Here is a 22,774-nt window from a genome sequence, read left to right as displayed (position 1 = left end):
TTATATCAAAAAATTAAAAAAGGTGATAACTTTTTTAATTATCACCTTTTCAATTAATTTATCTTATGTTAATTATATAGATTATTATCTAATCATACATATTTCTAAAATCGTATAGTATCATACTAATAATAACAAACAACTGGAGTACCTTTATCAATGTTCTGGAATATTGTCCTTGCCAAATAATATGGTGAATTTACGCAACCATGTGAACCATCTGACATATATATGTTTCCACCAAATGAGCTTCTCCAACTTGCATCGTGTATTCCAATACCTCCATTAAATGGCATCCAAAAATCAACTGGTGAACTGTATCCTTCACCTTTTAATGTAGCATGTCTTTCTTTATATTTCACCCAATAAACACCTTCTGGTGTTGGATGTCCCTGACTTACATTACCTGTAACAACATCTCCTTGTACTACTAGTGAACCATTTTTATAAAACCATAAATGTTGATCGCTCAAATCTACTTCAACATAAGTATTTCCTATATCGTTAGCTCCACGAGATGCCGCAGTTTGACTATATGCTGGTTCTTTTTTTACAGTTCCACCTTGTTTAATATAGGCAATCAAGTTTTCTGTTTCCTTAGAGGAATCAATGTCCCAGCCATAATCACCTCCACCAACACTTATTGTTCTTCCTGAAGTTGTAACAAAACTTCTTGTCTTACCAATTGTATCATAAGTTTTTGAAAGCTCAAGCATATAATTTTTTATTTTATCTTTATCAAATTCAACTTCAAAATTATCATTAACTGTAAGCCAATTATTTATCTTAGAACCATCTATCGTTTCTTTTTTATCTCCAAATGTATAGATAATTTTAGAAGATACATATTTATTAAGAAGATCCCTAATTTGGGTAGTTTTCACTGATTTTACAGTATACTTTGGATTTACATAACAATTCATTGCTTCCAAATCCAAAGTAGTTTCACCTTTAGATATTGCCTTTACTACATTTTTATATAATGCAGTTTTATCTACTTTACTTCCATATACTTCACTTGCAATAGTATAACCCTTATCTGAGTATTTGAAACTAGGATTTTTAGGTTCAATTACATTTTTACTATCAAAACAAGAGAGTTTATTTATTTTATCTTCCAATAGCTGCTTATCATATGAAACTGCAGCTGTCATTTTAGTATCATTTGTATCTAATAATGCTATAATCCATTTATAACTACCTTGCTTATCCTTAAGTTTTCTAAATTCATAATCTGAATTATACTTTAACTTAATGTCAGATCCACTAATTTGTTCGCTTTTACTACCTCGCTCTTTTAAATTTAACTTATATGACTTTATCTGAGATGTCAATTCCGTATTTAATTGCTCCACAGTTTTACCTGAAACATTCACACCATTAATTTCAGATCCAAAATAAAAATGCTTTGTGAAGTACACTGCCATCCCAAAATATATAATAAGTAAAATGCAAATAGAAATGATAGTACCTTTGATAATTTTATTGCGTTTACTTTGTCCCTCCTTCTCATTTTCCTTTTCTGCATCATTTTCCATAATACCCATCCCTTCTATAATTACAATAAAAATTTAAAAATTAAGGCTTTATAGTCTTTAATATTAATTAACTTATATACATAAAGGCTACATTATATCTTGTGTAATATAACTTATAATTAAAACAATTATTACTTGATAAAACTGAAAAAATAAATAAACTAAAAGAACGGATATTAACTATTTATTCAGTTCAAAATCATTTCTACAACACATCTCAGGAAAACTTCTCTTCTTTATTTTACAATATTCCAATTTTTGTGTCTACCTCTTATTTAAAAGCAACATCCTAAGCATAACACTGTAATTTTACAGCATTATGCTTAGGTTTACAAATCTATTTATTTATTAAATTATGCAATTTTTATTGATGATCTACTGATTAAAATAATTATTTGCTAGATTCATCAATTATATCAAATTTATCCCATGACTACTTGCTCTAATACTCCCAGGAGTAAAGAGCATCTACGTCACTGGATAACGATTTCTTGGCATCAGGTGGAGTTAAAACTCCATCTGATGCCAAGAAATCTGTTTATTTTTCACCTAAGTACTCCTCCAGAACTATATTCCTATCATACATTTTTTTTGCTGCCTTTACTCCAACATATCGTATATGCCAGGACTCATAATTATAACCTGTTATAGCTTCTTTTTCTTTTGGATATCTCATAATAAATCCGAATCTATAGGCATTAGCCTTTAACCACTTTCCCTCTTTTGTTTGTCCAAAATCTACTGTTAACATGCCTTTGAAACCAGCTTCATTTGTAACATCTATAGCAAGACCTGTTTGATGTTCACTTGTACCAGGATGTGCTACATATTCATCAGCTTGCTTTTTGCCTACCCGTCGAACTCTCTCATCATATACTTGTTTTTGTGATTTGTAAGATCTATATGCCGATACACCATATAAATTCATATCCTTTTTATGAGCATACTTGAACAAATTTTCTAGTTGCTCAGCTGCTTCACCTTGCATCATCTTTTCTTCATGAGATGCACTTGGTAAAAATTCCACATTAAGCATTGTTAAATTCTCGGGTATATAGATTGATGATAGAGGATGATTTTTATTTACTAAAATTAAAAATTTATTTGAATTTTGATTATTTGAGTATACGTGAGCAATTTTAGCTTGACTTAAATTACATACTGAGTAAATTATTACTGCAGCTATCAACAATAGTGGTACTATAACTAACTTTTTCAATTTATATGCCTCCACAACTTTTAATTATTTTGTTAAATGAATTATTCTACTAAACATATCCTTTTGTGCATTTATTTTATCTTTATTTCCTAAAACAAAGAAAACATTTTGTTTAACAACATCTTGAATCATATTAGACATATTATTTATATCTTCAGGGGTTGTATTTAAAATTTCACTCAATTCCATTTCATAATCGCTTTGGGTTTTTCCTTTAATTGTATCTTCCTGGCTGCTTATTGCAGAATAAACCTGTGATCCTGAATTAGTTAGCTTTTTAAATGCACCTATTTTATATCTCATCATTTCATCATTATCAGCTTTAAAGTTTTTCAAATAAGAAGGTAATGTATTAAATATCTCCATGGATTTATTAATATCTGGCATTCTAGCAGTACTAAAATAAATATTACCATCCTCATTTATAGTTGAATCTGCTCCATATCCACCGCTTGTACGAACCTGATTAATTAAATAATCATTAATTACAGCTCCAAGAACTTTCATGCTGCCGTTATATTTGTAGCCAAGTTTATTTATATTGCAGCCTTTATATACTCCATTTATATTTGGACTGAGAGTAGGAATAGCTTCATTTTTACTAGCATCATTAAATTTATAATTTACAGGTTTAGAATCTGTATATTTAATATTCTTCAAAAAATCTGAAAAACTTTTTTGAAAACTTGCATATGAATCATCTGTTCCAACAAATCCAACTATAAGATTGCTTTTATTGAATACAATATTGTACACATCTGTAAGATTGGCTTGAATTTCATTCCACTTTAAATCATAGTTATCCTGTAAACCACATAAAAAATCATAGTAAGGAAATCCTTTTAAATTATCATTATACTTACCCTTTTCTGAAAGATAGCCCAAAAAACGATTTTTATAAACTTCACCTTTTGATGAAATCTTCGCCTGATTTATAAAATCTTTTATTTTATCTTTATTATTGAAGTTTGTATTATTAATTATCTCCTTAAGTAATTTCAATGAACTATCTATGTTACCATTTGGTACAGCTGCATAAGCCTTTATTTTAGGAGAATATACAGTGGAGGAATCAAATCTTCCATATGCATCTGAAGAAAATTCTATATTGCCATAAGTAGGGGCATCAGTTCCATTTGTAGAATTGAACTGATTGTATTTATCGCTGCTTCCATTTGTAAGAATATAGCACAATAGATTTATATAGGGAATTTTATTTTGCGGTATCATGGAAGTATCAAAATATAAATTGTAATAAGAACCATTACTTGTGTTAACCGGTGTAAATAACATTTTAGTTCCATCTTTTGAAGTAGATGTATTTACTTCAGGTTTGTCTAATTTTAAATCCGAATTGCTAAGCAAAGGCAGTTTTGAAAGCGCATCTTTTGAATTTACCTCTGACTGCCACTCTTTTAATTCTTCTGTATCTTGAATAATCTTATCAATTTGGCTTTTAGATAATGACTTTGTGTCTATATTTTCTTTATCTTGTACAGCAGCTTTTTGTGCTTTCAGTGTAACTATAGATTTATGAGTATTATTTATTAAGTACTTCTGAATCATATCTTCAAAATATCTTCCATTAAGCTCTTTCTTTAAAATATTTACATATTTATCTGCATCAAGATAAATTGTAGGATCACCATCAAATAACCAGGACTGCATGATTTCATCATTTAAATGAATGCCATGTGCTGTATTTAAAGATTCACTATTTTTTTGGGATTCATAAGAAGAAATTAAAGCTTTTATATCTTTCTTATAGATGCCATTTGTTACAATATCTTTTAAAGTATCATCAATAATTTTTTGAAATTTTGCCTTTTGATCCTCAGAAGCATTATCACATTCAATAGTCAAAACTGGCTGAAGAAATGGACAAGGCATAACATCTATCTCATTAAGTCCATTATTGCTTGCAGCTTTATTAAGTTTGGATTGAAGAATATCATATAATACATAAAAAGAATTTACTGCTTCCGTATTTGTAATTTTATCAATTACATAATTCTCCGAAAAATAAGTACTATTTTTATCAGTGTTACTCTTCGCATTATAGTAATATGTTTTGTCTACACCTTTTACAAAAGGTTTTTGAAAACTAATTTTGCTATCAACTTGTTCATTGTCAAATTTGCTAAGGTAATTATTATCTATATATTTAAGCGTTTCATCAATATTTAAATTTCCATAAAGATAAATATAGCTATTTGATGGCTTATAGAATTTTTTATAAGTCTTTACTACATTCTCATATGTAACATTAGGAATATCCCCTAGATTACCACCTGAATTCCATTTATATATAGTATCAGGAAGTACAGATTCAGGAGACTTATAGTTCATCATTTCAGATGGATTTTCACGAGACATTTGTTCGCTATATACCACGCCAGTATATTTTGCTTTTGACTTGTCTGCACTAATTTCATAATGTCCCCCTTCCTGAAGAAATATATTGCGATTAGTAAGTAAATTTGGATAAAATACTGAATCCAAAAGTAATCCTGTAAAGTTCATGAAGTCCTTATCATTGGAACTTGTTACATAGTATTGCGTACTCTCCTCACCAGTATGTCCATTTTCAACCTTACATAAGGATTGATTATTCATTGTAAGTCCAGCATTATTTACAGGATATTTTTTTGACCCATCTAATAAGCAATGCTCAATTATGTGATTTACGCCAGTATTATCAGAAGGCGGCGTGCGAAAATTTATACAAAAGGTTTTGTTTGGATCATCATTTTTTAAATATATTAATTTTGCACCACTTTTAACATGGACATACTGCATTACAGTTGTTTTCAAACTACTAATGTAAGTTTGTTTTATTAGTTTAAATCCATTATTATTATTATTTTCTGCTGCAGCAAAAACCGAGCTTAAATCGACACTTTGAAATATAAATACAAATGTTAATAAAAAGATTAATTTATTTTTTAATAATCTCATTAAAAATCCCTCCAATTTTAATTTTCCTATTATATAAGACACATCTTATACAAAAAAGGTTCAATTAAAAATGTTATAATTAACTTAAAACTTGATTTTTATCATCCTATTAAAAAATATTATAAGCATAATACTGAGCTACTTCAGTATTATGCTTATTCTTATAAAACTCTGTTTATTTAATGGAATCTGCAATTTTTATTAATTCAGTTTTTCCAAATGCTCCTCTGCCTGATAAACTATAAAGTACCCCATTATTCTCCCAATCCATGTTTTTGTTATCAGACAATATTGCGTCTTTTCCATTAACTTTTACTTTTTCCATTTTTCCATCTGTCCCATCTTCATATTTAGTTTCTTTGCTAGCAAATCTTTGCTGCATTTGAATATACTTTCCTGTTTTTGCATTAGTAAAATATAAATCAATATATTTACTACTTACGCTTCCATCGTTATCTTTATAAAATTCTGCCCTATCAAATTTATAACCTTCTGGCAAATAGGAAGGCAGCTTAACATTAAAACAAGTATATTTATTTAAACTGCTAGCATTTTTAACTATTAGCATATTCTTCTCAATTTTTTCATCTTCAGCTTTTTCCTCAGTTACTGTTACTATCTTTCCATTTAAAATTGTAGCAATTTCTTCACCTGATTTTGTATATAATTTCCCTGTATTTTTCGTAACTACTGTTACAGGATTTTTATTTTTATCAAAGATTTTGCCTTTTAAATCGGTTGGAATTACCACTTGCGAAGGTTCTTGTATTTGTTCCGCTGTTATATGACCAAGAGATATTCTATTTATTACTTTTTCTGCTAAACCTTTAGCAAAAGAAGTCTGGGTAAATACGCCACCTACTACTAAAAATACTGCTGCTGCAGCAACTGTCTTTTTTATTCTATTTGATTTTTTCATAATATTATCTCCTTTATGCTCATTTATATTTTTTAATGTTTTATTAAAAACAGCTTCTTTATTACTATTTTCACTGAAATCTTTATTTGCTAAAGTTTTGCCGATTTCTAAAAGTTCATTGAATTCTTCACTGTTTGATTCATCAACATTCTGTATTCCATTAAGATAAGCATCCATATTCACAGAAAATTTATCCTCAATATTTTTTTTGTTCATATCTATACCTCTCTTTCCAATTCTTTTTTTAACTTTTTCATTGTCCTATAGAGTATTACCCCCACATTGCTTTCTGTAATACCAACAATTTCTGCAATTTCTTTGTTTTTTAAACTTGCTCCAAATTTAAATGCTATAATATTTCGTTCTTTTGTATTTAAAATATTTAGTGCTTTTAAAAGTTCATCATTAGTCTCTGATTTTACAAATACATCTTCCGGATTCTTTTCCGTGGATATTACCTTTTGCAATTTATCCATAGAAAACACCTTATGCTTTTTTAATCCTCTAAAATAATCATTTATTACGTTTCTTGCTATAGCGAAAAGCCATACTTCAAAAGGAGATTTATCTTCACTATACATGTTGATTTTAATCATTGCTTTTTCAAATACTTCACTCGTCAAATCTTCTGCTTCTTCATTACAATTAATCCGGTAATATATATAGTTATAAATTCTCTTATAGTAGGTTTCAAAAATATAAGTAAAATCTTTATCTCTAGATTTTTTTTCATCTAAAACATTAATTAATGTAGTTTGTTCCATATATTTTAAAACCACCCCTTTCTCTGATTTTTTTACCTAGCTAAGTAATTCATCATATGTTAATACGTATAATCCCTAATTTCATTACACACATTTGAAAAATTCTCTAAAATATCTTTCAGTATATAAGTTATTTCTCTTTCGCAGTTTTAAAATAACATGCAGTAATTAATTCACAATGCATGATGCACAATGCACAATTAAAGACGATTTTCTGTTGTCACAGAAAATCTAAAAATTTAATGTTCATACCACTTAGTTTTTGATTTTTCATAGCATTAGCGGAGAAAAATCTACCGAAATTGTACATTGTGACCTGTGAATTGTGAATTAATTTAGATCCCATTATTCTTATATTAAGTTAATTTCTTATATGCGAAAGTTGAGTAAGTTATTGTCTACGTAAAAAAAGTAAGCTCTTTCGAACTTACTTCTTTTATATATGATATATTTCAACTACTTTTGTGGATTTTCAACTTTTCCCATAAATACTATTGCTCCTGTTTTACAATCTCTTATTGCAAAAACAAAAGGTCTGTCAATAGTAAAATCAACATTCTTGTATTCTGGAGGCATACATGCTGTAGTACCCATTTCTACAGCAGTTACCGCAGCAGCTGCTGTTCCCTCTTCATCTACGTTGATAGAAGTTTTATGTGTAATTTTACTTATATACAGCGGCATTTGCTGTGAAATTCCACTAAAATCAGCTTTATTTTTATCAAAAGCTGTAGTTATGCCCAACTTCTTAAGTATATCAACCATGTTGTCTTCTTCATATTCCAGCTTGAATTTAGGTATTTTCATGGTGACTCTTGCATCATAAAAGTCCTTCATCCATTTGTCCATATTGCTTTTACTAAAGCTTGATACAAAATTGTTTATATCTACTCCCTTATCCGGCAAAAACAAATCCATTTCTAACCCATCATAGTATGGAATTTTCACAGCTGAAAAATTGTTTTCTTTTAAATAACTATTTACACGTATATCTTCCATATTGTCCGTTTTTATTTTTTGACCGTTTGATAAATTAAATTCTTCTGATTTTGTATTTGCTTTAGGAAATTCATCTAACCAGGTTCCTTTAAAGTTTACAGCGTTGATTAAAATTGCCGCATCTTCTGTATTAATATTATCTATTATCTTTTTTACTTGTCCATCTGTACTTTTATCTACCCATTTATTGACGACATCTACTGAATTATTATCTTTGAAATCTAACGTGCTTACTTCTGAATTATAATATTTTTGTGAAGTATCAATAAATTGCTGATCTAAATTCGTACTTTTATCAACCCATATGGAATCCGCTGTTTTTAGCTTTGTTGATTTTAAATTATTGTAATAATCTAATAAACTGTAGTATTGTTCATTTATTGTTTTATCGTCTGCATCACTTAACCCTATAGACTTTAATATCTCATTTTTTGTATCTCCCACCGCTCCATTTTGTGTCTCAGCTAATATGGTTCCTATGCTTAAGGGTGATATTATTATATTTTTATCCTTGTCCTTAATTGTCAATTGCCTCATTAAGTCAAATGCAAACTTATTATTTGATACACTTACTAAACTATCCTTATTTATATCTATTGTTTTAATGCCATTAACCGTAAATTTCATAGTAATTGGCTGCTTAAGATTACTTGTAGATGAACCTGTTTTACTATAAAGTTTTAAATCTTTAGAAACATTCAAATAATAGGTTTCTCCTGCTTTATATCCATCCTTTGGAGGATATATTAAAATACTGTTACCATAGTTTGCCTCATCCATTCTCACATTAATTATCTTACCCGTTGAATCTGTTATAGTAATAGCCTTGTCCAAAGACGGCCAATCAACTAACAACCCCTGCTTAAAAGTTAATTTCCACACTTTTTCTGTACTAACATCCTTTTGTTCTGTCCACTGTTTTATATTTTCCGCTGCATCACTAGCTTTTACCTTTTGCATATAATATCCAGAACCTGCGGATGCAAGTATAATTGAAATTAAAACAGGTATAAACGCTTTTGATTTAAACACATAAATTCCCCCCCAATTAAAAACCAGTTCAAGTTATCAATCTTATATAAATAATATTAAATTACACCTACTATTATATCACTTCTAACATACTGTCATCCAATTATATGATCCTTTTAGTTATAGCATAAATTCTTTATACTTTGAAATAATGCTTTATTTGAATTTATTATATTTTCATTTCCGCTTACACACAGATTATTTTGCTTCATGATGGCGTCCATCATAGGTGCATAATTTCGTATATCATCTGCTGTAGTTGAAAGAATTTCATCTCTATACTTTTGAACATCTTCCTGTGTTATACCCATAATATACATATTATCAGCTTCAGAAGCTTTACCTTCAGGATCCCTCAGCGTATCTATATACTTTAATGATGCTAAAATATATTTATTCATCTCATTTTTATCTGGATTGAAATTTTTTAAATAATCTGGTACCGTGTTAAATGTATCTATTGTGTTTTTTAGATTAGGGTCACTTGTAGAATAAAACGAAAAATCGGAATTATTTCTTTCTACACCTACACTATAAGCACCACCTTTTCTTCTAAGCTTTTGTGTTAAATAGCTTTGTACTATTGTCCCAAATACCACCATTTTTCCACTAGGTTTATATCCTAATTTTTTGTAGTTTCCTGACTTTACTATACATTGCACTTGTGCTGGAGTTATAAATGCTTCATTCTTCGATGAATAATCAAATGTATATTTTTGACTGTTTCCATTTGATCCATTTATTTTATTGAAAAAGGTATCAAAGCATTTAACAAAGTTACCATAATCCGAGTCATCTCCAGTATAACTTACAATTAAATTATTCTTATTAAATGTTAAATTTTTTACATAATTAAGATTTTTTATAACTTCATCAGATTGCTTATCAAAATTCTTATCCAAATCGCAAATAAAATTATAAAAAGGTAAGCTATATATATTATAGTATTTGCCACTATCAGAGCTGTAAGACAGTGCTTCAGGAGCAACAAAAATATAAGGGTCATTGTTTATATCATTTTGCATATCTGATTTCACTTTTTTAATCAAGCTCTTTAAACCATCCTTATCTGAAAAATTACTACTGTTAGTTATCTCCTGCAGAATGTTAAAGGAATTTTGTAAATTATTATTTAGTGTGAGCATAGAAACTTTTAATTTAGGATAATACTTATCAGAATCTTTATCACACATTGGACATTCTAAACTTGGATTATCAGGATAAAATGTAATTCCACCAGTATTAGTACCTACTGCATTTGATAACTTATCATAAGTATAATTTTGCGTACCAACATTTCCTAATATTTTTGTCAATAAAACTAAATACATTAATTTATCTTGAGGAATTTTACTTGTATCAAAATAAAGATTAATATATTGAAGTCCGGCTGTATAAATAGGATGTTTTAATATCTTCACTCCATTATAATCGCTTACTTCTGAAGGTATTTCTTCAGATTTTTTATTTACAGTATTTAAATCTACAGAATTATTTTTAGAAGTTTGCTTTGAATAATCATCCTGCCAGGATTTAAATGCTTTATTTTGATTTATTAATTCGTTTATCTGATTTAAAGATAAACTTGCTTTATATTTTGCTAGAGAATCCTTTAACTTACTTTCATTTTCATCATCCAATCCAGGCTTAGGCTTCATAACGACAAGTGATGAATGAGTGTTATTTAATATATATTTTTGGATTAAATTTTCAAAGTATCTATTGTCTTTTTTATATTTTTCTTTAATATTTTCAATTTTAGAGATGGATAATAAACTTTGTTCTATACTTTCATTTTCACACCATGCCTCAATAATATCCTTAACGTATATTTTTTCCCTGAGAGCCGATGAAGACTCCTTACGCTGGTCCATTTCATACTCGTTAAATTTAGAATTAACTAGCTCCTTATCAAAACCATTCTTAACTATGTTTTGTAAAGTACTATTAACTACAGTTTGAAATTTTTCCTTCTGAGATTCATTTGCTCCTTCAGCTGTTATGCTAAAAGGATTGTCACCTACCCAAATAGGATGTCCTAAATTATTGTCAGAAAATGCTTTTTCTAAAGGTGATGAAAGAATATTCTCAAGCATACCAAGAGTTTCTTTATTTAGATCATTTCCAAGTGCATAATTTAATGACAAGTATGTTTTATTTGTAACGCTGCTTCCTTTAGGTAGAGAATAGTATCCTTCAGAAAAAGCCATTTTGTCATTAACTTTTTCATATTTCGTACTGGTATCAATTGAAGCTGTTTTATTAAATTTACTAAAATAATTATTATTTATGGATTCTAATATTTTTGTAATATCTAAATTCCCATAAAGACAAATAAGACTATTTGAAGGAGTATAGTTCTTTTTATAAGTTTCTAAAAGTTCTTTATAAGTAAGTTTAGGTATATCTTCGGGGTTTCCTCCTGAATCAAATTGAGCTGAATTTGGAAATAAAGATGCTTCTATTTTATCTTGAAGAACTTCATAAGGTGACTTTCTACCTTTTTCTTCGTTATATACAATACCATTTACTTTAAGTTCATCACTAGGAGAAGATATATCATATCTCCATCCCTCTTGTTTCATTAAATTTTCATTAATATTTGGGAAGAATACTGAATTTAATGTACCCTTCATAGCAGTTTCAAATTTTTCTTCATTCAAATCAGCTCCATGATAATATGTGAATTTCGCATCAGTATTACTATTTCCTTGTGAAAACATGCCATTATTATGTCTTTGTTCCTCAGCGATTACATGTTCAATAATATGATTTACACCAGTGCTGTCCTTTGGTAAAGTTTTGAAAGCAACTGAAAATACTTTATAATTATCATTGTTTTTCATGTAACAAACTTTCCCTCCTGTCTTTTCATGTTCAAGCTCATAGACTGTTGAATCAATATCTTTTATATATGTCTTTGATAACACCTTAAATCCAAAGTAACTATTTCCAACAGTTAAATCAATAAAGGTATTCTCATTGGAATTTGCCGCTGCAAATACTGTATCAAAACTAGAGCATTGGAACATAAATACAAATGCTAGTAGTAAAACAATTTTCATTTTTAAAGTTCTCATTTTTAATCCCCCTTTCATTTTTTAGAACTCTATTATTTAAGAGACATCATATACAAAAAAGGTTCAAAATTTTTGCTGTTCCCTAGATTCATCGAGAATACTAATTACATTTGCAATAAATTTCCCTTTATCATATTTTCCCCATACAGATATTTTTGTACAGCATCCTTCAACATATAAGACACATGCTGTGCCCAAAAGGTTCAATTTACAAATTTTTTAGTTAAACTAAATACTGAATTCAAAAAGAGCTGTCGCATTAGCATAATTTTTTATGCTAATGCGACAGCCCCTTTTGAACCATGTTTATCTATGCAATTTTAATTTAATTTTCTCAACTTTATAGCAATCCTGTTTCCTTAATACCATTTATATAATTTAATACATACTTTCCAACATCTTCAATAATATTTTTAACATCATTGCTATATAATCCGTAGTGCATTTCAAGCCCTACCTTTTCACTCTTAACTAAACCTGCATCTTTTAAAATTCTTAAATGCTGAGACAAATTTGCCTGACTATATTCAAACTTTTCATTTAGTTTGCACACACATTTAGGTCCATCACATAAAAACTTCATTATTTTAAATCTTACAGGATGACCCAATGCCTTAAACACTTTTACTGCTAAATCGTCTTGATTCAAAATTTCTCCTCCTTATCCACCTAACATCTTCTATTGATATTTATCTTTTTTCACACTAAACTATAAAGAATAATTCCTTTTAATTAAATACTAATATACTTTATATAGTATAGGTTATTTTTATTAAAATTTCAATGTTAACTGTAAAAGCTCCTATGGAAGATCTCATTCTTTAGTTAATGAGGTCCTCTATAGGGGCTATCCTTTAAAAATATTATTTTAGTATAGACTCTTATTCTCATGTTTCGCTGCTATGCAAACTCCAATAAATCACTTAGACTTTTTAGTTTTTCTTTATATTGTTCTTCTTCTAGAAAAGCACACTGGTTTAGTGTTTTTACTCCTGTTAATAACTTTGATGCAAAAGCAATACAAGTAGTTTCTCCACATTTTTTACAATTTTTTTTAGGTAAATATGAATAAATCTTAAAAGCCGATGGTTTTTTTCTCATTTCATAATTTGGTTCTATACTATTCTTATTATCATATGTTTCATTTATTAAATCTTTTACAAAATCCATTATAGAATATGCATCGGTTTCATTAATTGCTTTTGCAACAGTCATATCATTGGCGTAAATATTTATTAGTCTACTATCTTTCTTAAATGTAAAGCTAGGCATATTACTATTGTAACTCCCACTTTTCACAACTGAATTTAGATATGGCATTATGTTGGAAACATCTGATGAAAACTCTGCTTTAAATCTTATTTTTTTACTTTCAGCTACGCAAGGTTGTATAAATAAAAGTTTTATATTATTTAGATACACATCATCACTACCCTTTTCATTTTATTTTAATCATATCCAATAAGTTATGTATAATTTGACAAACTACATATACTTATTTTGTATTTTATTTAAAGCTTCTACAAGAGTATCTATGTGTTCCTTTTCATTAAAATATCCTATGCCAATTCTAACAGTTCCGATATTTTCTGTACCCATAATTTTATGTGCTGTGGGTGCACAATGTAATCCAGATCTAACCATAATATCATACTGTTTATCAAGTTCATATGATATTTCTTCAGCCTTTACATTCTTTATATTAAATGACACTACACCTACTATTTTATCTGACTTCTTAGGTCCATATATCTCTATTTTCTTAACACTTTTAAGTCTTTCAATTGCATATTCAATAATCTCTTCTTCTTTTTTTCTTATATTTTTAATTCCAACGGAATATATGAAGTTTAATGCCTCCCCTAATCCAACAATTCCAACTACATTTGGAGTACCAGCTTCATATCTATTTGGAAAATAATCAGGCTGGTATGGATATTTAGAATCTCCACCTGTTCCACCAGATTTTAGAGGATTTATATCAATGTCACAATTCACTATAAATCCACCTGTTCCTGTTGGACCAAGAAGACCTTTATGACCTGTAAAGGCTAAAATATCTATGTTATCCTTTTCAACATCAATAGGATAGACCCCTGCAGTCTGAGCTGAATCTACTAGAAATTTTACCTTATGTTTTTTTGCTATTCTACCAATTTCTCTTATTGGTTGAATTGCTCCTAATACATTAGACGCATGAGTAAAAATTATAAGTTTTGTATTAGATTTTATAAGTTTTTCTACATCATTGTAATCAGTAATTCCTTCATCAGTACAACAAACTGTTGATATTTCTATATTTTTGTCTCTCTCTAAAGTTTTTAATGGTCTCCACACGGCATTATGCTCTAAGCTGCTTGTTATTACATGATCCCCTTCTTTTAAAAAGCCATTAATCACCACATTAAGCGCTTCTGTAATATTAGAAGTAAATATAACTTTTGCTGGATCACTACCATTAAATAGCTTACATATCATTTTTCTACAGTTATAAATAAGTCTATCTGCCTCAATAGCAGTTTTATAAGCACCTCTCCCAGATGTTGCTCCAATATTTTGCATGTATTCCATCATCTTTTTCATTACTGCATATGGTTTTGGGAAAGATGTAGCTGCATTATCTAAATATATACCCAATATAAACACTACCTCTCCTATAGTACTTATAAGTACCTCTATTTGACAAGTCGAACAATTTACAATAGCGTTTAAAAATAACTATTTTTCATTAAATAGCTTATAACTATTTTATAATTTAATTATATAGTTTACCGTATTTTTATGTCAATATATTTAATAATATTTATTTTCTTAAAATTTGATACATTCTACTTTTTTTATAAACTTTCAGGATTCTTATAGATTTTTCTAATTTCATTATTTCAAGTTTTATTGGATGTCCAATCATCTTAAATATTTTTATCATTAAATTATCCTGATTAAAATTTCAATGTTGACTACAAAAATTTATAGTAGTATTATAATTATATAACTATTTAATTAAATTATTATTATATGTAATAAGGAAGCCTAGAAATAAACCAATATTAGGGAGGATTTTATTATGGAAGAAAAGCAATTACCAGGTTTTATTATGTGTGTATGCACTGGAAAGTGCCCAGGCTTTAAGGCAATGGATATCTGGGATTTTATTAATCAAGTTAGAATAGAATTACCTGTAGAATATGGATTTATCCATCCACAACTTTGTGAAGAAGATGGTGATAGATTTCTTGCTGATTTTTTAAAATCTCATAGGAAATTAATAATTGGTGCCTGTGCTCCAAATATGCAAAGAAAAATGTTTAAACAAGCTTTTAAAGATGCAGGCCTTGATATTGAAAAGGATGCAGTTATGCTGGACATAAGAGACATGACTAATGAAAAAGCCTTTGGAATAGTTGAAAAGGCTTTAAAAGAATTAGGCATTGAGGAGGAATAAGTTATGAGTGAATCAACTTTTATGGGAGTTCCAAGGGAAAAAATAGATTGGAGTCCTAGAATAGATTATGATAAATGCAATTACTGCATGGAATGTGTAAAATTTTGTCCTCACAACGTTTATGAAGTTATAGAAAATAATGATAAAAAACTTATTGTAAAAAATCCTAATAACTGCGTTGTCTTCTGTCGTGCTTGTGGTAAAACCTGTGGTGTTGATGCACTAACTTTTCCTAATAAAGGGAAAACGACAAAAAAGATAAAAGAAATACGAAAGGAGATGGAAGGTGATGAGTAAATCTTATGCCATTCTCCCTTGTAATGGTCTTGATAAATGTGCTGGATGTATTGCAAAAGAGTTAGCTGTAAAACTTACGGAAACTACAGATAGCCAAATTATATGTCCTGTTTTATACAGGGTGGCTGATGCAAGATATAATAAGGTAGCTGAAGAAAAACCTCTTCTTGTAATTGATGGCTGCGGTACAAGGTGTGCCAGTAAACTTGCCTCCGAAAAAGGCTTAAAAATTGCTAAAAAAATTAATATAAGTGATGAAGCAAACTCAAATAACATTACTATTGCAAACAATTTAAGACTTGGAAAAGATGAACTTAAGCTTGTAGACATTATTACTGATAAACTTACAAAAGAAGAAGAAAAAGTTGAAGAAGTAAGTTCTACTGTGTTTCCTGAAATATTTGAGTATGAAATTTACAAAAAAGATAAGTTCACATTCAAGGTTCCAAAAGAAGGTTTCTTGTTTAACGAAAATGATTGTTGGGTATATGTTTTAGGTAACAAAGCAAGAATAGGTGTTGCTGATTATGTCCAGCATAGTCTATCAGACATATTATTCTTTGAACCTCCTGAAGTAGGAAGTAAACTAGAACAATTTGACGAAGCAGGTACCATAGAATCAGGAAAAGCCGTTTTTGAAATAGTATGCCCTGTATCTGGTACAATTACAGCAGTAAATAAAAAATTAATAGATGAACCTGAACTTATAAATGAAGACCCTTATGGGAAAGGCTGGATTGCAGAAATAGAATTAAATGATTTTGAAAGTGATAAAGAACTTCTTTATTATTTTGATAAATATTTTGAAATATTAAAAAGAAAGGTGGATGAATTCCATGTCTAAAGTAAAAATTATAGCATGCAGTGGTATAGGTAAAGTATTTGGCCTTATGGCAAGGGAAACAGCCCTAGAAATTACAAATGAGTTAAAGCCTAATGAAACTGAAACAGTTTGTCTTGGTCATATAGTAACAGGCGATGCTGATGCAAAACAAAAAATAGAAGGATATTCCTGCATAACCATAGATGGCTGTCCAAAACACTGTGCTTATAAAAATGCTACTCTTGCTGGCGGCATAGTAAAAGCTCGATATAAAACTGTAGATCAAATGAAAACTCACAAAGGTGTAGATGCTGGTACTGCCACAACACTCACAGACGATGGATGGAAACTAATTGATGAGTTATCCAAAAAAATTTGCACAAAAGTTGATGAAATAGTAAAGGAGGATGAATAGTATGGCTGAAACAAAAATTGGAGTATTATCCTGTAGTGGTGAAGAATGTCTGGGAGGTACAATTGCAAGATTAGCTACTAGGAAAATGCTAGAAAAACTCCGTAAGGATAAAACTGTTACTCTGTGCCTGCCTTTGTATCTTGCTGGTGGAGAAGAAGAAAGATCTTTTGCAAAGGCTTATCCTGTAATTACTGTAGATGGATGCAGCAAATGCTGTGCTAAAAGAGCAACAGAAAAGTACAGCGGAAAAGTAAGTAATACTGTAATTGTTTCTGATGTATTAGGAGAAGATGCTGCTTTAAGTAAAATTGTTTCTTCTAAAGATTTAAAAAAAGAACACTACCAAATGGTGGACAAGGTTGCAGATGAGATATGTCAGAAGTTTGATAAAATAACGCCGGAGATTGAAAAATGATTTACAGATTAAGATTTATGGACAAAGAAGGAGAATTTCAATTTAAAGATTTTCAAACCAAACAAGAAATGGATCTTTTTATTGAAAAAAATAATTTAAAAAACCTCTGGCACCAATCTGAACAACTATCCATGATTCCTTCAAAAAATGAAAGTGATTTCAACAAAGGTAACAATGTTCTTTAATTTTTAAATCTAAGACTCGTCATTATTTTAATATATTTATCGTTAAATTTGCCGTATCAACTAATCTCTTATATCAAGTTTAACGATATCTTTTTTTAATAACTTGATTTCTAATTATTATATTTTTTCATAATAATAATACCTTATTTTCATCTTTGAAAAACTTGAATGGAGGCACTCCAAACAAGCTTATCGTTGAGTCAACAAATATGACTATGTTAATTTTCTTAGTAAATGATACATATTTTTGTGGTATTGGTCTTGAGCCTAACCATGATTACAAACAAGCATTAGTCGATTTAGAGGCTTTGAGAAAAGCAATAAGATTACAATTTTAGAATAATAATTCTAATGACTAATTACAAAACAAAATAAGCTAACCAAAATAAACGACAAATTAGTTTATTTTGGTTAGCTTTTTAGTGAATTAAATCTTATTGGTCATTATCTTATATATCCCTTATTAATAAAAAACTCAAGATAAGTGTTGCCAATAGGCCCAATCCATATATTATAAATAAATTATTTAATGAGTAGGATGCTATGATTTTTCCACCAATAGCAGTTCCAATTCCTCCTCCACCCATAAAACAAAATGCCACTAACGACATTGCCGCGCCTCTTGCTTTCTGTGCAAATTCTGTGGCCCTCGTAAGTAAAGTTGAATGAGTAAAAATAAAACCTAACCCTAAAAGTGCTACTCCTAAAACCAGCAAGTAAATACTATTACCAAAAGAAAATATAATAATATCCGCAATTGCAGCAGATAAAAGGCCTGTACTTAAAACTTTCCTCTTACCTAATTTGTTCGCAAGTTTTCCACTTAATCTTCCTCCAATAACGGACATAATGCCAAAAGCAGTAAGTATCAAACCGATACTCAAATAATTATAATGATAGGTACTTGCAATATATGAGCCTGCATATGAGAAACTACCCAGTATAAATATTCCTTCAAGTATTACTATAAAATAAGTAAATAAACTTTTTGAGTTAGATATAAGTCTAAAATATGGTTTTAATATTTGACTTTTGGAATTCTTTTCATAAGGTAAACTTTTATAATTTGATATTAAAAGTATAGTTGGTATCAAAGAAAGAACAGTATATACTATAAATACACCTCTCCAATTTAGGAAGTATGCTATTGTTCCTCCTACTGCCATACTTAATCCCTGACCTAAAAATGATATTCCCATAAACATTCCTATGGCCTGCTGCCTTTCCTGAATTGGAAATATATCGCCAATTAGGGCAAGTGAAATAGGCATTACTGAAGCTGCAAAGATACCAGTTAATCCACGATATATTGCCAAATTAGTTAACGAAGAACCTAAAGCACATATCCCAGTTGCAAATGTAAACATAACCATAGAAAATGTTATTACTTTCTTTTTGCCATATCTATCTGCCAGTGGTCCAAATATTATTTGGAATATTCCAAAAGGTATCATATATGCAGTAATTAACAGCCCTGCTTTAGATATATTAATGTTTAAATTTTGTGCAATAGCAGGCAGTATAGGTGATATTACCCAGTTATCTGCCATTACAATAAATCCTGCTAACCCTAATAGCTTAACAATATTATTTTTATTTAAATTTTTATCTTTCATTTATAAAACCTTCCTTTCATCCGCAATATAAATCATGCTATTATATAATTAAACATATACCCTGTAAATATTATTCCAAGTCCAACAATTGTTATAAATACTGCAAGAAGTTTAGGTTTTAATACTCTTCTTAAAAGAATCATTTCTGGTACACTTAATGCAGTAACTGCCATCATAAACGAAAGTGATGTACCCATAGCAACACCTGCCCTCGTAAGTTCACTAACAAGTGGAATTACTCCTGCAGCATTTGAATAAAGAGGTATTCCTATTGCTACTGCAATAAATACTGCAAATGGATTATCCTTTCCAGCATATTTTGCTAATGCTCCTGCTGGAACCCATCCATGAATTACTCCTCCTATGGCAATACCTATTATTACATATATCCATATTTTCTTAATTAAATCCTTTGTAAAATTCCAAGAATCTATTAATCTTTCTTTCATTGTTGGATCTGGTAAATCTATATCAGTATTAACATTCATTTCATAAACATAGCCTTCAACATACTTCTCAAGTTTCAATTTACCAATGATCATTCCACTTATTATTGCTATAATTTCACCAGATACTACATATATGAGGGCTATTTTCCATCCAAATAATCCATATAATAATCCTAGTGCAACTTCATTTACCATTGGAGCTGCAATTAAATATGAAAAAGTTACTCCAAGTGGCACTCCTGCTTCCACAAATCCTATGAAAAGTGGAACTGCTGAACAAGAACAAAATGGTGTTACAATTCCAAGTAGTGCTGCAAGAATATGTCCTATGAAAGCACTTCCTTTATTTTTAGCAAGTATTTTTCTTGTTTTTTCAGGTGGAAAGAAACTTCTTATAAAGGTTATTGCATAAATTATTAATAAAAGAAGTATAAATATTTTTATAGTATCAAACACAAAAAAATTTAAAGAGCTGCCAAGTTTACTATCTTTAGCAATTCCAAATATATTATAAATTAACCAATCAGCAAACATTTGCACTGGTGTAAACATAAAATCACTCCCTTTTAAATCACTTATTTAATTTAGTATTGAAAATATATGTAACTTTATTCAAGTAACATAATTATATTATTAATTACTAATATATTGTATAAAAGAAATAGGACCTAACCTATTTCTCGCCCTGAATAAATTTTACTATTTCATCTGCTGATGAAACTTTTCCATACATTTTAACTTTTTCATTTATTACAATTGCTGGAGTTCTCATAACACCGTAATCCATAATATCTTTAATGTCTTGAACTTTTACTATTTCTGCATCCACTCCAATTTTTTTCACTGCTTCCTTTGCATTTGCTTCAAGCTTTTTACAATTTGAACATCCTGAACCTAAAATTTTAATTACCATAGTTATCCTCCTAATTTTTGTATTGATTCTTTATTATTATTTTATATTATTCAAATAATAATCCATAAATTTTTCCGCCGATTTTATAATATCCTTAACACAATCATTGGATATACTATATTCTATATTTAATCCAGACTTTTCGCATTTAAGTATTCCAACGTCTTTTAATATCTTTAAATGCTGAGAAAGATTTGATTGACTGAATTCTATATCTTCATTTAGCTTGCAAACACATTTTGGACCATCCATTAAATACTTTACTATCTTATATCGTACCGGGTGACCTAATGCTTTGAAAACTTTAGGGATGAACTTATTACTATACATTTATATTACCTCCTCCTTATGATTAATTATTTAACTATTTAATTATATTATAATTTAATAATATAATTATGTCAATGAAATATTTTTCTTCAAAGTGTACACCATAAATAGCTAAAAGTATGTATTAATACTCAATCCAAAAGGGCTAGTTTAATATGTATTAAACTAGCCCTTTTAAACACTAATGTATTAAATGACGTTGATAAATCTATGCTTGAAATTTGAATTCCATATTGAGAAATAATATTAACTAATTTCCAACCTTCTTTTTCATATTCTAAAATTTTACTTTTCCTGTTTTAAACCAAAGTATTTTCTTCCCCACAATAAAGCTACATTGACAAGTCCGATCATAACAGGTACTTCAATTAGTGGTCCTATAACAGCAGTAAAAGCTTCCTGAGATTGAATGCCAAAAACTGCTACTGCTACTGCAATTGCCAGTTCAAAATTATTACTTGCAGCTGTAAATGACAAACTAACTGTTTTATGATAATCTATTTTTGATTTATAACTTATAAAGAAAGACACAGAGAACATAATTATGAAGTATATAATCAAAGGAGCAGCAATTCTTACAACATCCATTGGAAGCTCAATAATGTATTTTCCTTTAAACATGAACATTATAACTATAGTAAATAATAATGCAATTAAAGCTAAGGGACTTATTTTAGGTACAAAAGTTTTAGTGTACCATTCTGTCCCTTTCTTAGGTTCCAAAAGTAGCCTTGTAAGCATACCTCCAATAAAGGGAATACCTAAATAAATTGCCACAGAAGAGGCCACCTCACCCATAGAAACATGAACCTGCATACCTTGTAATCCTATTGCCTTTGGCAGCACAGTAATAAATATATAAGCAAATATAGAATAAAATACTACCTGGAATATAGAGTTAAATGCAACTAGCGCTGCTGCATATTCGCTGTCGCCATCTGCAAGACTATTCCATACAATTACCATCGCAATACATCTTGCAAGTCCTATGAGAATTAACCCTACCATGAAATGCGGATAATTTCTAAGAAATATAACTGCTAAGGCAAACATTAATAAAGGTCCTATAACCCAATTTTGAACTAATGAAAGAGTTAATACCCTAGGATTACGAAAAACCTTTCCAAGTTCCTTATAGTTAACTTTGGCAAGTGGTGGATACATCATAACTATAAGACCTATAGCTATAGGAATAGATGTTGTTCCAACTGATAAATTTGACAGTGTATTAGACAAACCAGGCAAAGCCCATCCTAAAAATATTCCCAGGGCCATTGCTATAAAAATCCACAATGTTAAATAACGATCAAGCAATGATAATTTTGATGATTGATTACTCATAATAATACCTCCTAAATTTTCCTAATCATTAATACCATT

The 22,774-nt window shown here is 29.2% G+C and carries 21 protein-coding genes; 6 read left to right on the top strand and 15 right to left on the bottom strand.

Annotation, left to right across the window (positions count from 1 at the left end):
- Positions 1-125: 125 nt before the first annotated feature.
- The 10 genes from DMR38_RS08045 to DMR38_RS07990 all read right to left on the bottom strand — a co-directional run bounded on the left by DMR38_RS08045 (position 126) and on the right by DMR38_RS07990 (position 15,146).
- A complete protein-coding gene (locus tag DMR38_RS08045) occupies positions 126-1,538 on the bottom strand; it encodes a peptidoglycan binding domain-containing protein (RefSeq protein ID WP_127720791.1) in 1,413 nt (470 codons plus the stop codon).
- 538 nt (positions 1,539-2,076) lie between these two features.
- Entirely contained in the window at positions 2,077-2,757 is a 681-nt protein-coding gene (locus DMR38_RS08035; protein ID WP_127720790.1) for a M15 family metallopeptidase, read from the bottom strand.
- A gap of 24 nt (positions 2,758-2,781) precedes the next feature.
- Positions 2,782-5,715: an insulinase family protein gene (locus DMR38_RS08030; RefSeq protein WP_127720789.1), complete on the bottom strand. Its 2,934-nt coding sequence runs from the start codon at positions 5,713-5,715 to the stop codon at positions 2,782-2,784.
- A gap of 175 nt (positions 5,716-5,890) precedes the next feature.
- The gene (locus tag DMR38_RS08025) at positions 5,891-6,850 is read right to left on the bottom strand and encodes a DUF4367 domain-containing protein (protein ID WP_127720788.1); all 960 of its coding nucleotides are present in this window, start codon (positions 6,848-6,850) and stop codon (positions 5,891-5,893) included.
- Between the two features lie 2 nt (positions 6,851-6,852).
- Positions 6,853-7,398, bottom strand: coding sequence for a sigma-70 family RNA polymerase sigma factor (locus DMR38_RS08020; protein WP_127720787.1), 546 nt, complete (start codon positions 7,396-7,398; stop codon positions 6,853-6,855).
- A gap of 456 nt (positions 7,399-7,854) precedes the next feature.
- Positions 7,855-9,429 carry a serpin family protein gene (locus DMR38_RS08015; protein ID WP_127720786.1) on the bottom strand — a complete coding sequence of 525 codons (1,575 nt, stop codon included), beginning with the start codon at positions 9,427-9,429 and terminating at the stop codon, positions 7,855-7,857.
- 116 nt (positions 9,430-9,545) lie between these two features.
- Positions 9,546-12,509 carry an insulinase family protein gene (locus DMR38_RS08010; protein ID WP_127720785.1) on the bottom strand — a complete coding sequence of 988 codons (2,964 nt, stop codon included), beginning with the start codon at positions 12,507-12,509 and terminating at the stop codon, positions 9,546-9,548.
- A gap of 340 nt (positions 12,510-12,849) precedes the next feature.
- A complete protein-coding gene (locus tag DMR38_RS08000) occupies positions 12,850-13,158 on the bottom strand; it encodes a metalloregulator ArsR/SmtB family transcription factor (RefSeq protein ID WP_127720784.1) in 309 nt (102 codons plus the stop codon).
- Positions 13,159-13,409: 251 nt separating this feature from the next.
- Positions 13,410-13,931, bottom strand: a complete 522-nt coding sequence (locus tag DMR38_RS07995; RefSeq protein ID WP_127720783.1) for a (Fe-S)-binding protein — start codon at positions 13,929-13,931, stop codon at positions 13,410-13,412.
- A gap of 63 nt (positions 13,932-13,994) precedes the next feature.
- Positions 13,995-15,146 carry an aminotransferase class V-fold PLP-dependent enzyme gene (locus tag DMR38_RS07990; protein ID WP_127720782.1) on the bottom strand — a complete coding sequence of 384 codons (1,152 nt, stop codon included), beginning with the start codon at positions 15,144-15,146 and terminating at the stop codon, positions 13,995-13,997.
- 427 nt (positions 15,147-15,573) lie between these two features.
- Between DMR38_RS07990 and DMR38_RS07985 the strand changes: the two genes are divergently transcribed.
- From DMR38_RS07985 to DMR38_RS07960, 6 genes are read left to right on the top strand one after another with little or no spacing between them, the layout of a single operon-like run.
- Positions 15,574-15,951, top strand: a complete 378-nt coding sequence (locus tag DMR38_RS07985) for a hypothetical protein (RefSeq protein ID WP_127720781.1) — start codon at positions 15,574-15,576, stop codon at positions 15,949-15,951.
- A 3-nt stretch (positions 15,952-15,954) separates the two neighbouring features.
- Positions 15,955-16,248 carry a ferredoxin family protein gene (locus DMR38_RS07980; protein WP_127720780.1) on the top strand — a complete coding sequence of 98 codons (294 nt, stop codon included), beginning with the start codon at positions 15,955-15,957 and terminating at the stop codon, positions 16,246-16,248.
- Positions 16,241-17,092, top strand: a complete 852-nt coding sequence (locus DMR38_RS07975) for a putative zinc-binding protein (protein WP_127720779.1) — start codon at positions 16,241-16,243, stop codon at positions 17,090-17,092. The genes DMR38_RS07980 and DMR38_RS07975 overlap by 8 nt, the downstream gene beginning before the upstream one ends.
- Entirely contained in the window at positions 17,085-17,486 is a 402-nt protein-coding gene (locus DMR38_RS07970) for a putative zinc-binding protein (RefSeq protein ID WP_127720778.1), read from the top strand. The genes DMR38_RS07975 and DMR38_RS07970 overlap by 8 nt, the downstream gene beginning before the upstream one ends.
- 1 nt (position 17,487) lies before the next feature.
- Complete coding sequence (locus tag DMR38_RS07965; RefSeq protein WP_127720777.1) at positions 17,488-17,901, top strand: putative zinc-binding protein; 414 nt, start codon at positions 17,488-17,490, stop codon at positions 17,899-17,901.
- Positions 17,898-18,086, top strand: a complete 189-nt coding sequence (locus tag DMR38_RS07960; RefSeq protein WP_065079358.1) for a hypothetical protein — start codon at positions 17,898-17,900, stop codon at positions 18,084-18,086. The genes DMR38_RS07965 and DMR38_RS07960 overlap by 4 nt, the downstream gene beginning before the upstream one ends.
- A gap of 449 nt (positions 18,087-18,535) precedes the next feature.
- On the opposite strand, the gene DMR38_RS07955 is transcribed toward DMR38_RS07960, so the two are convergent.
- The 5 genes from DMR38_RS07955 to arsB all read right to left on the bottom strand — a co-directional run bounded on the left by DMR38_RS07955 (position 18,536) and on the right by arsB (position 22,735).
- The gene (locus tag DMR38_RS07955; protein ID WP_127720776.1) at positions 18,536-19,702 is read right to left on the bottom strand and encodes an MFS transporter; all 1,167 of its coding nucleotides are present in this window, start codon (positions 19,700-19,702) and stop codon (positions 18,536-18,538) included.
- Positions 19,703-19,734: 32 nt separating this feature from the next.
- Positions 19,735-20,703, bottom strand: coding sequence for a permease (locus DMR38_RS07950; RefSeq protein ID WP_127720775.1), 969 nt, complete (start codon positions 20,701-20,703; stop codon positions 19,735-19,737).
- A 121-nt stretch (positions 20,704-20,824) separates the two neighbouring features.
- Entirely contained in the window at positions 20,825-21,064 is a 240-nt protein-coding gene (locus tag DMR38_RS07945; protein ID WP_127720774.1) for a thioredoxin family protein, read from the bottom strand.
- A 36-nt stretch (positions 21,065-21,100) separates the two neighbouring features.
- Positions 21,101-21,394 (bottom strand): metalloregulator ArsR/SmtB family transcription factor, encoded by a 294-nt coding sequence (locus tag DMR38_RS07940; RefSeq protein WP_127720773.1) that lies wholly within the window; start codon positions 21,392-21,394, stop codon positions 21,101-21,103.
- Positions 21,395-21,679: 285 nt separating this feature from the next.
- Positions 21,680-22,735 carry an ACR3 family arsenite efflux transporter gene (arsB, locus tag DMR38_RS07935; RefSeq protein ID WP_127720772.1) on the bottom strand — a complete coding sequence of 352 codons (1,056 nt, stop codon included), beginning with the start codon at positions 22,733-22,735 and terminating at the stop codon, positions 21,680-21,682.
- Between the last annotated feature and the right edge of the window lie 39 nt (positions 22,736-22,774).

Source organism: Clostridium sp. AWRP, assembly GCF_004006395.2.
GTDB lineage: Bacteria > Bacillota > Clostridia > Clostridiales > Clostridiaceae > Clostridium_B.
The sequence above is the reverse complement of the archived record's forward strand: the minus strand, read 5'-3'. Positions and strand labels throughout refer to the sequence as shown.

Coding starts and splice junctions, on each gene's coding strand:
- DMR38_RS08045 (WP_127720791.1), bottom strand. CDS start 1,538: ATGGAAAATGATGCAGAAAAGGAAAATGAGAAGGAGGGACAAAGTAAA.
- DMR38_RS08030 (WP_127720789.1), bottom strand. CDS start 5,715: ATGAGATTATTAAAAAATAAATTAATCTTTTTATTAACATTTGTATTT.
- DMR38_RS08025 (WP_127720788.1), bottom strand. CDS start 6,850: ATGAACAAAAAAAATATTGAGGATAAATTTTCTGTGAATATGGATGCT.
- DMR38_RS08020 (WP_127720787.1), bottom strand. CDS start 7,398: ATGGAACAAACTACATTAATTAATGTTTTAGATGAAAAAAAATCTAGA.
- DMR38_RS08010 (WP_127720785.1), bottom strand. CDS start 12,509: ATGAGAACTTTAAAAATGAAAATTGTTTTACTACTAGCATTTGTATTT.
- DMR38_RS07985 (WP_127720781.1), top strand. CDS start 15,574: ATGGAAGAAAAGCAATTACCAGGTTTTATTATGTGTGTATGCACTGGA.
- DMR38_RS07980 (WP_127720780.1), top strand. CDS start 15,955: ATGAGTGAATCAACTTTTATGGGAGTTCCAAGGGAAAAAATAGATTGG.
- DMR38_RS07975 (WP_127720779.1), top strand. CDS start 16,241: ATGAGTAAATCTTATGCCATTCTCCCTTGTAATGGTCTTGATAAATGT.
- DMR38_RS07970 (WP_127720778.1), top strand. CDS start 17,085: ATGTCTAAAGTAAAAATTATAGCATGCAGTGGTATAGGTAAAGTATTT.
- DMR38_RS07965 (WP_127720777.1), top strand. CDS start 17,488: ATGGCTGAAACAAAAATTGGAGTATTATCCTGTAGTGGTGAAGAATGT.
- DMR38_RS07960 (WP_065079358.1), top strand. CDS start 17,898: ATGATTTACAGATTAAGATTTATGGACAAAGAAGGAGAATTTCAATTT.
- DMR38_RS07955 (WP_127720776.1), bottom strand. CDS start 19,702: ATGAAAGATAAAAATTTAAATAAAAATAATATTGTTAAGCTATTAGGG.
- DMR38_RS07950 (WP_127720775.1), bottom strand. CDS start 20,703: ATGTTTACACCAGTGCAAATGTTTGCTGATTGGTTAATTTATAATATA.
- DMR38_RS07945 (WP_127720774.1), bottom strand. CDS start 21,064: ATGGTAATTAAAATTTTAGGTTCAGGATGTTCAAATTGTAAAAAGCTT.
- DMR38_RS07940 (WP_127720773.1), bottom strand. CDS start 21,394: ATGTATAGTAATAAGTTCATCCCTAAAGTTTTCAAAGCATTAGGTCAC.
- arsB (WP_127720772.1), bottom strand. CDS start 22,735: ATGAGTAATCAATCATCAAAATTATCATTGCTTGATCGTTATTTAACA.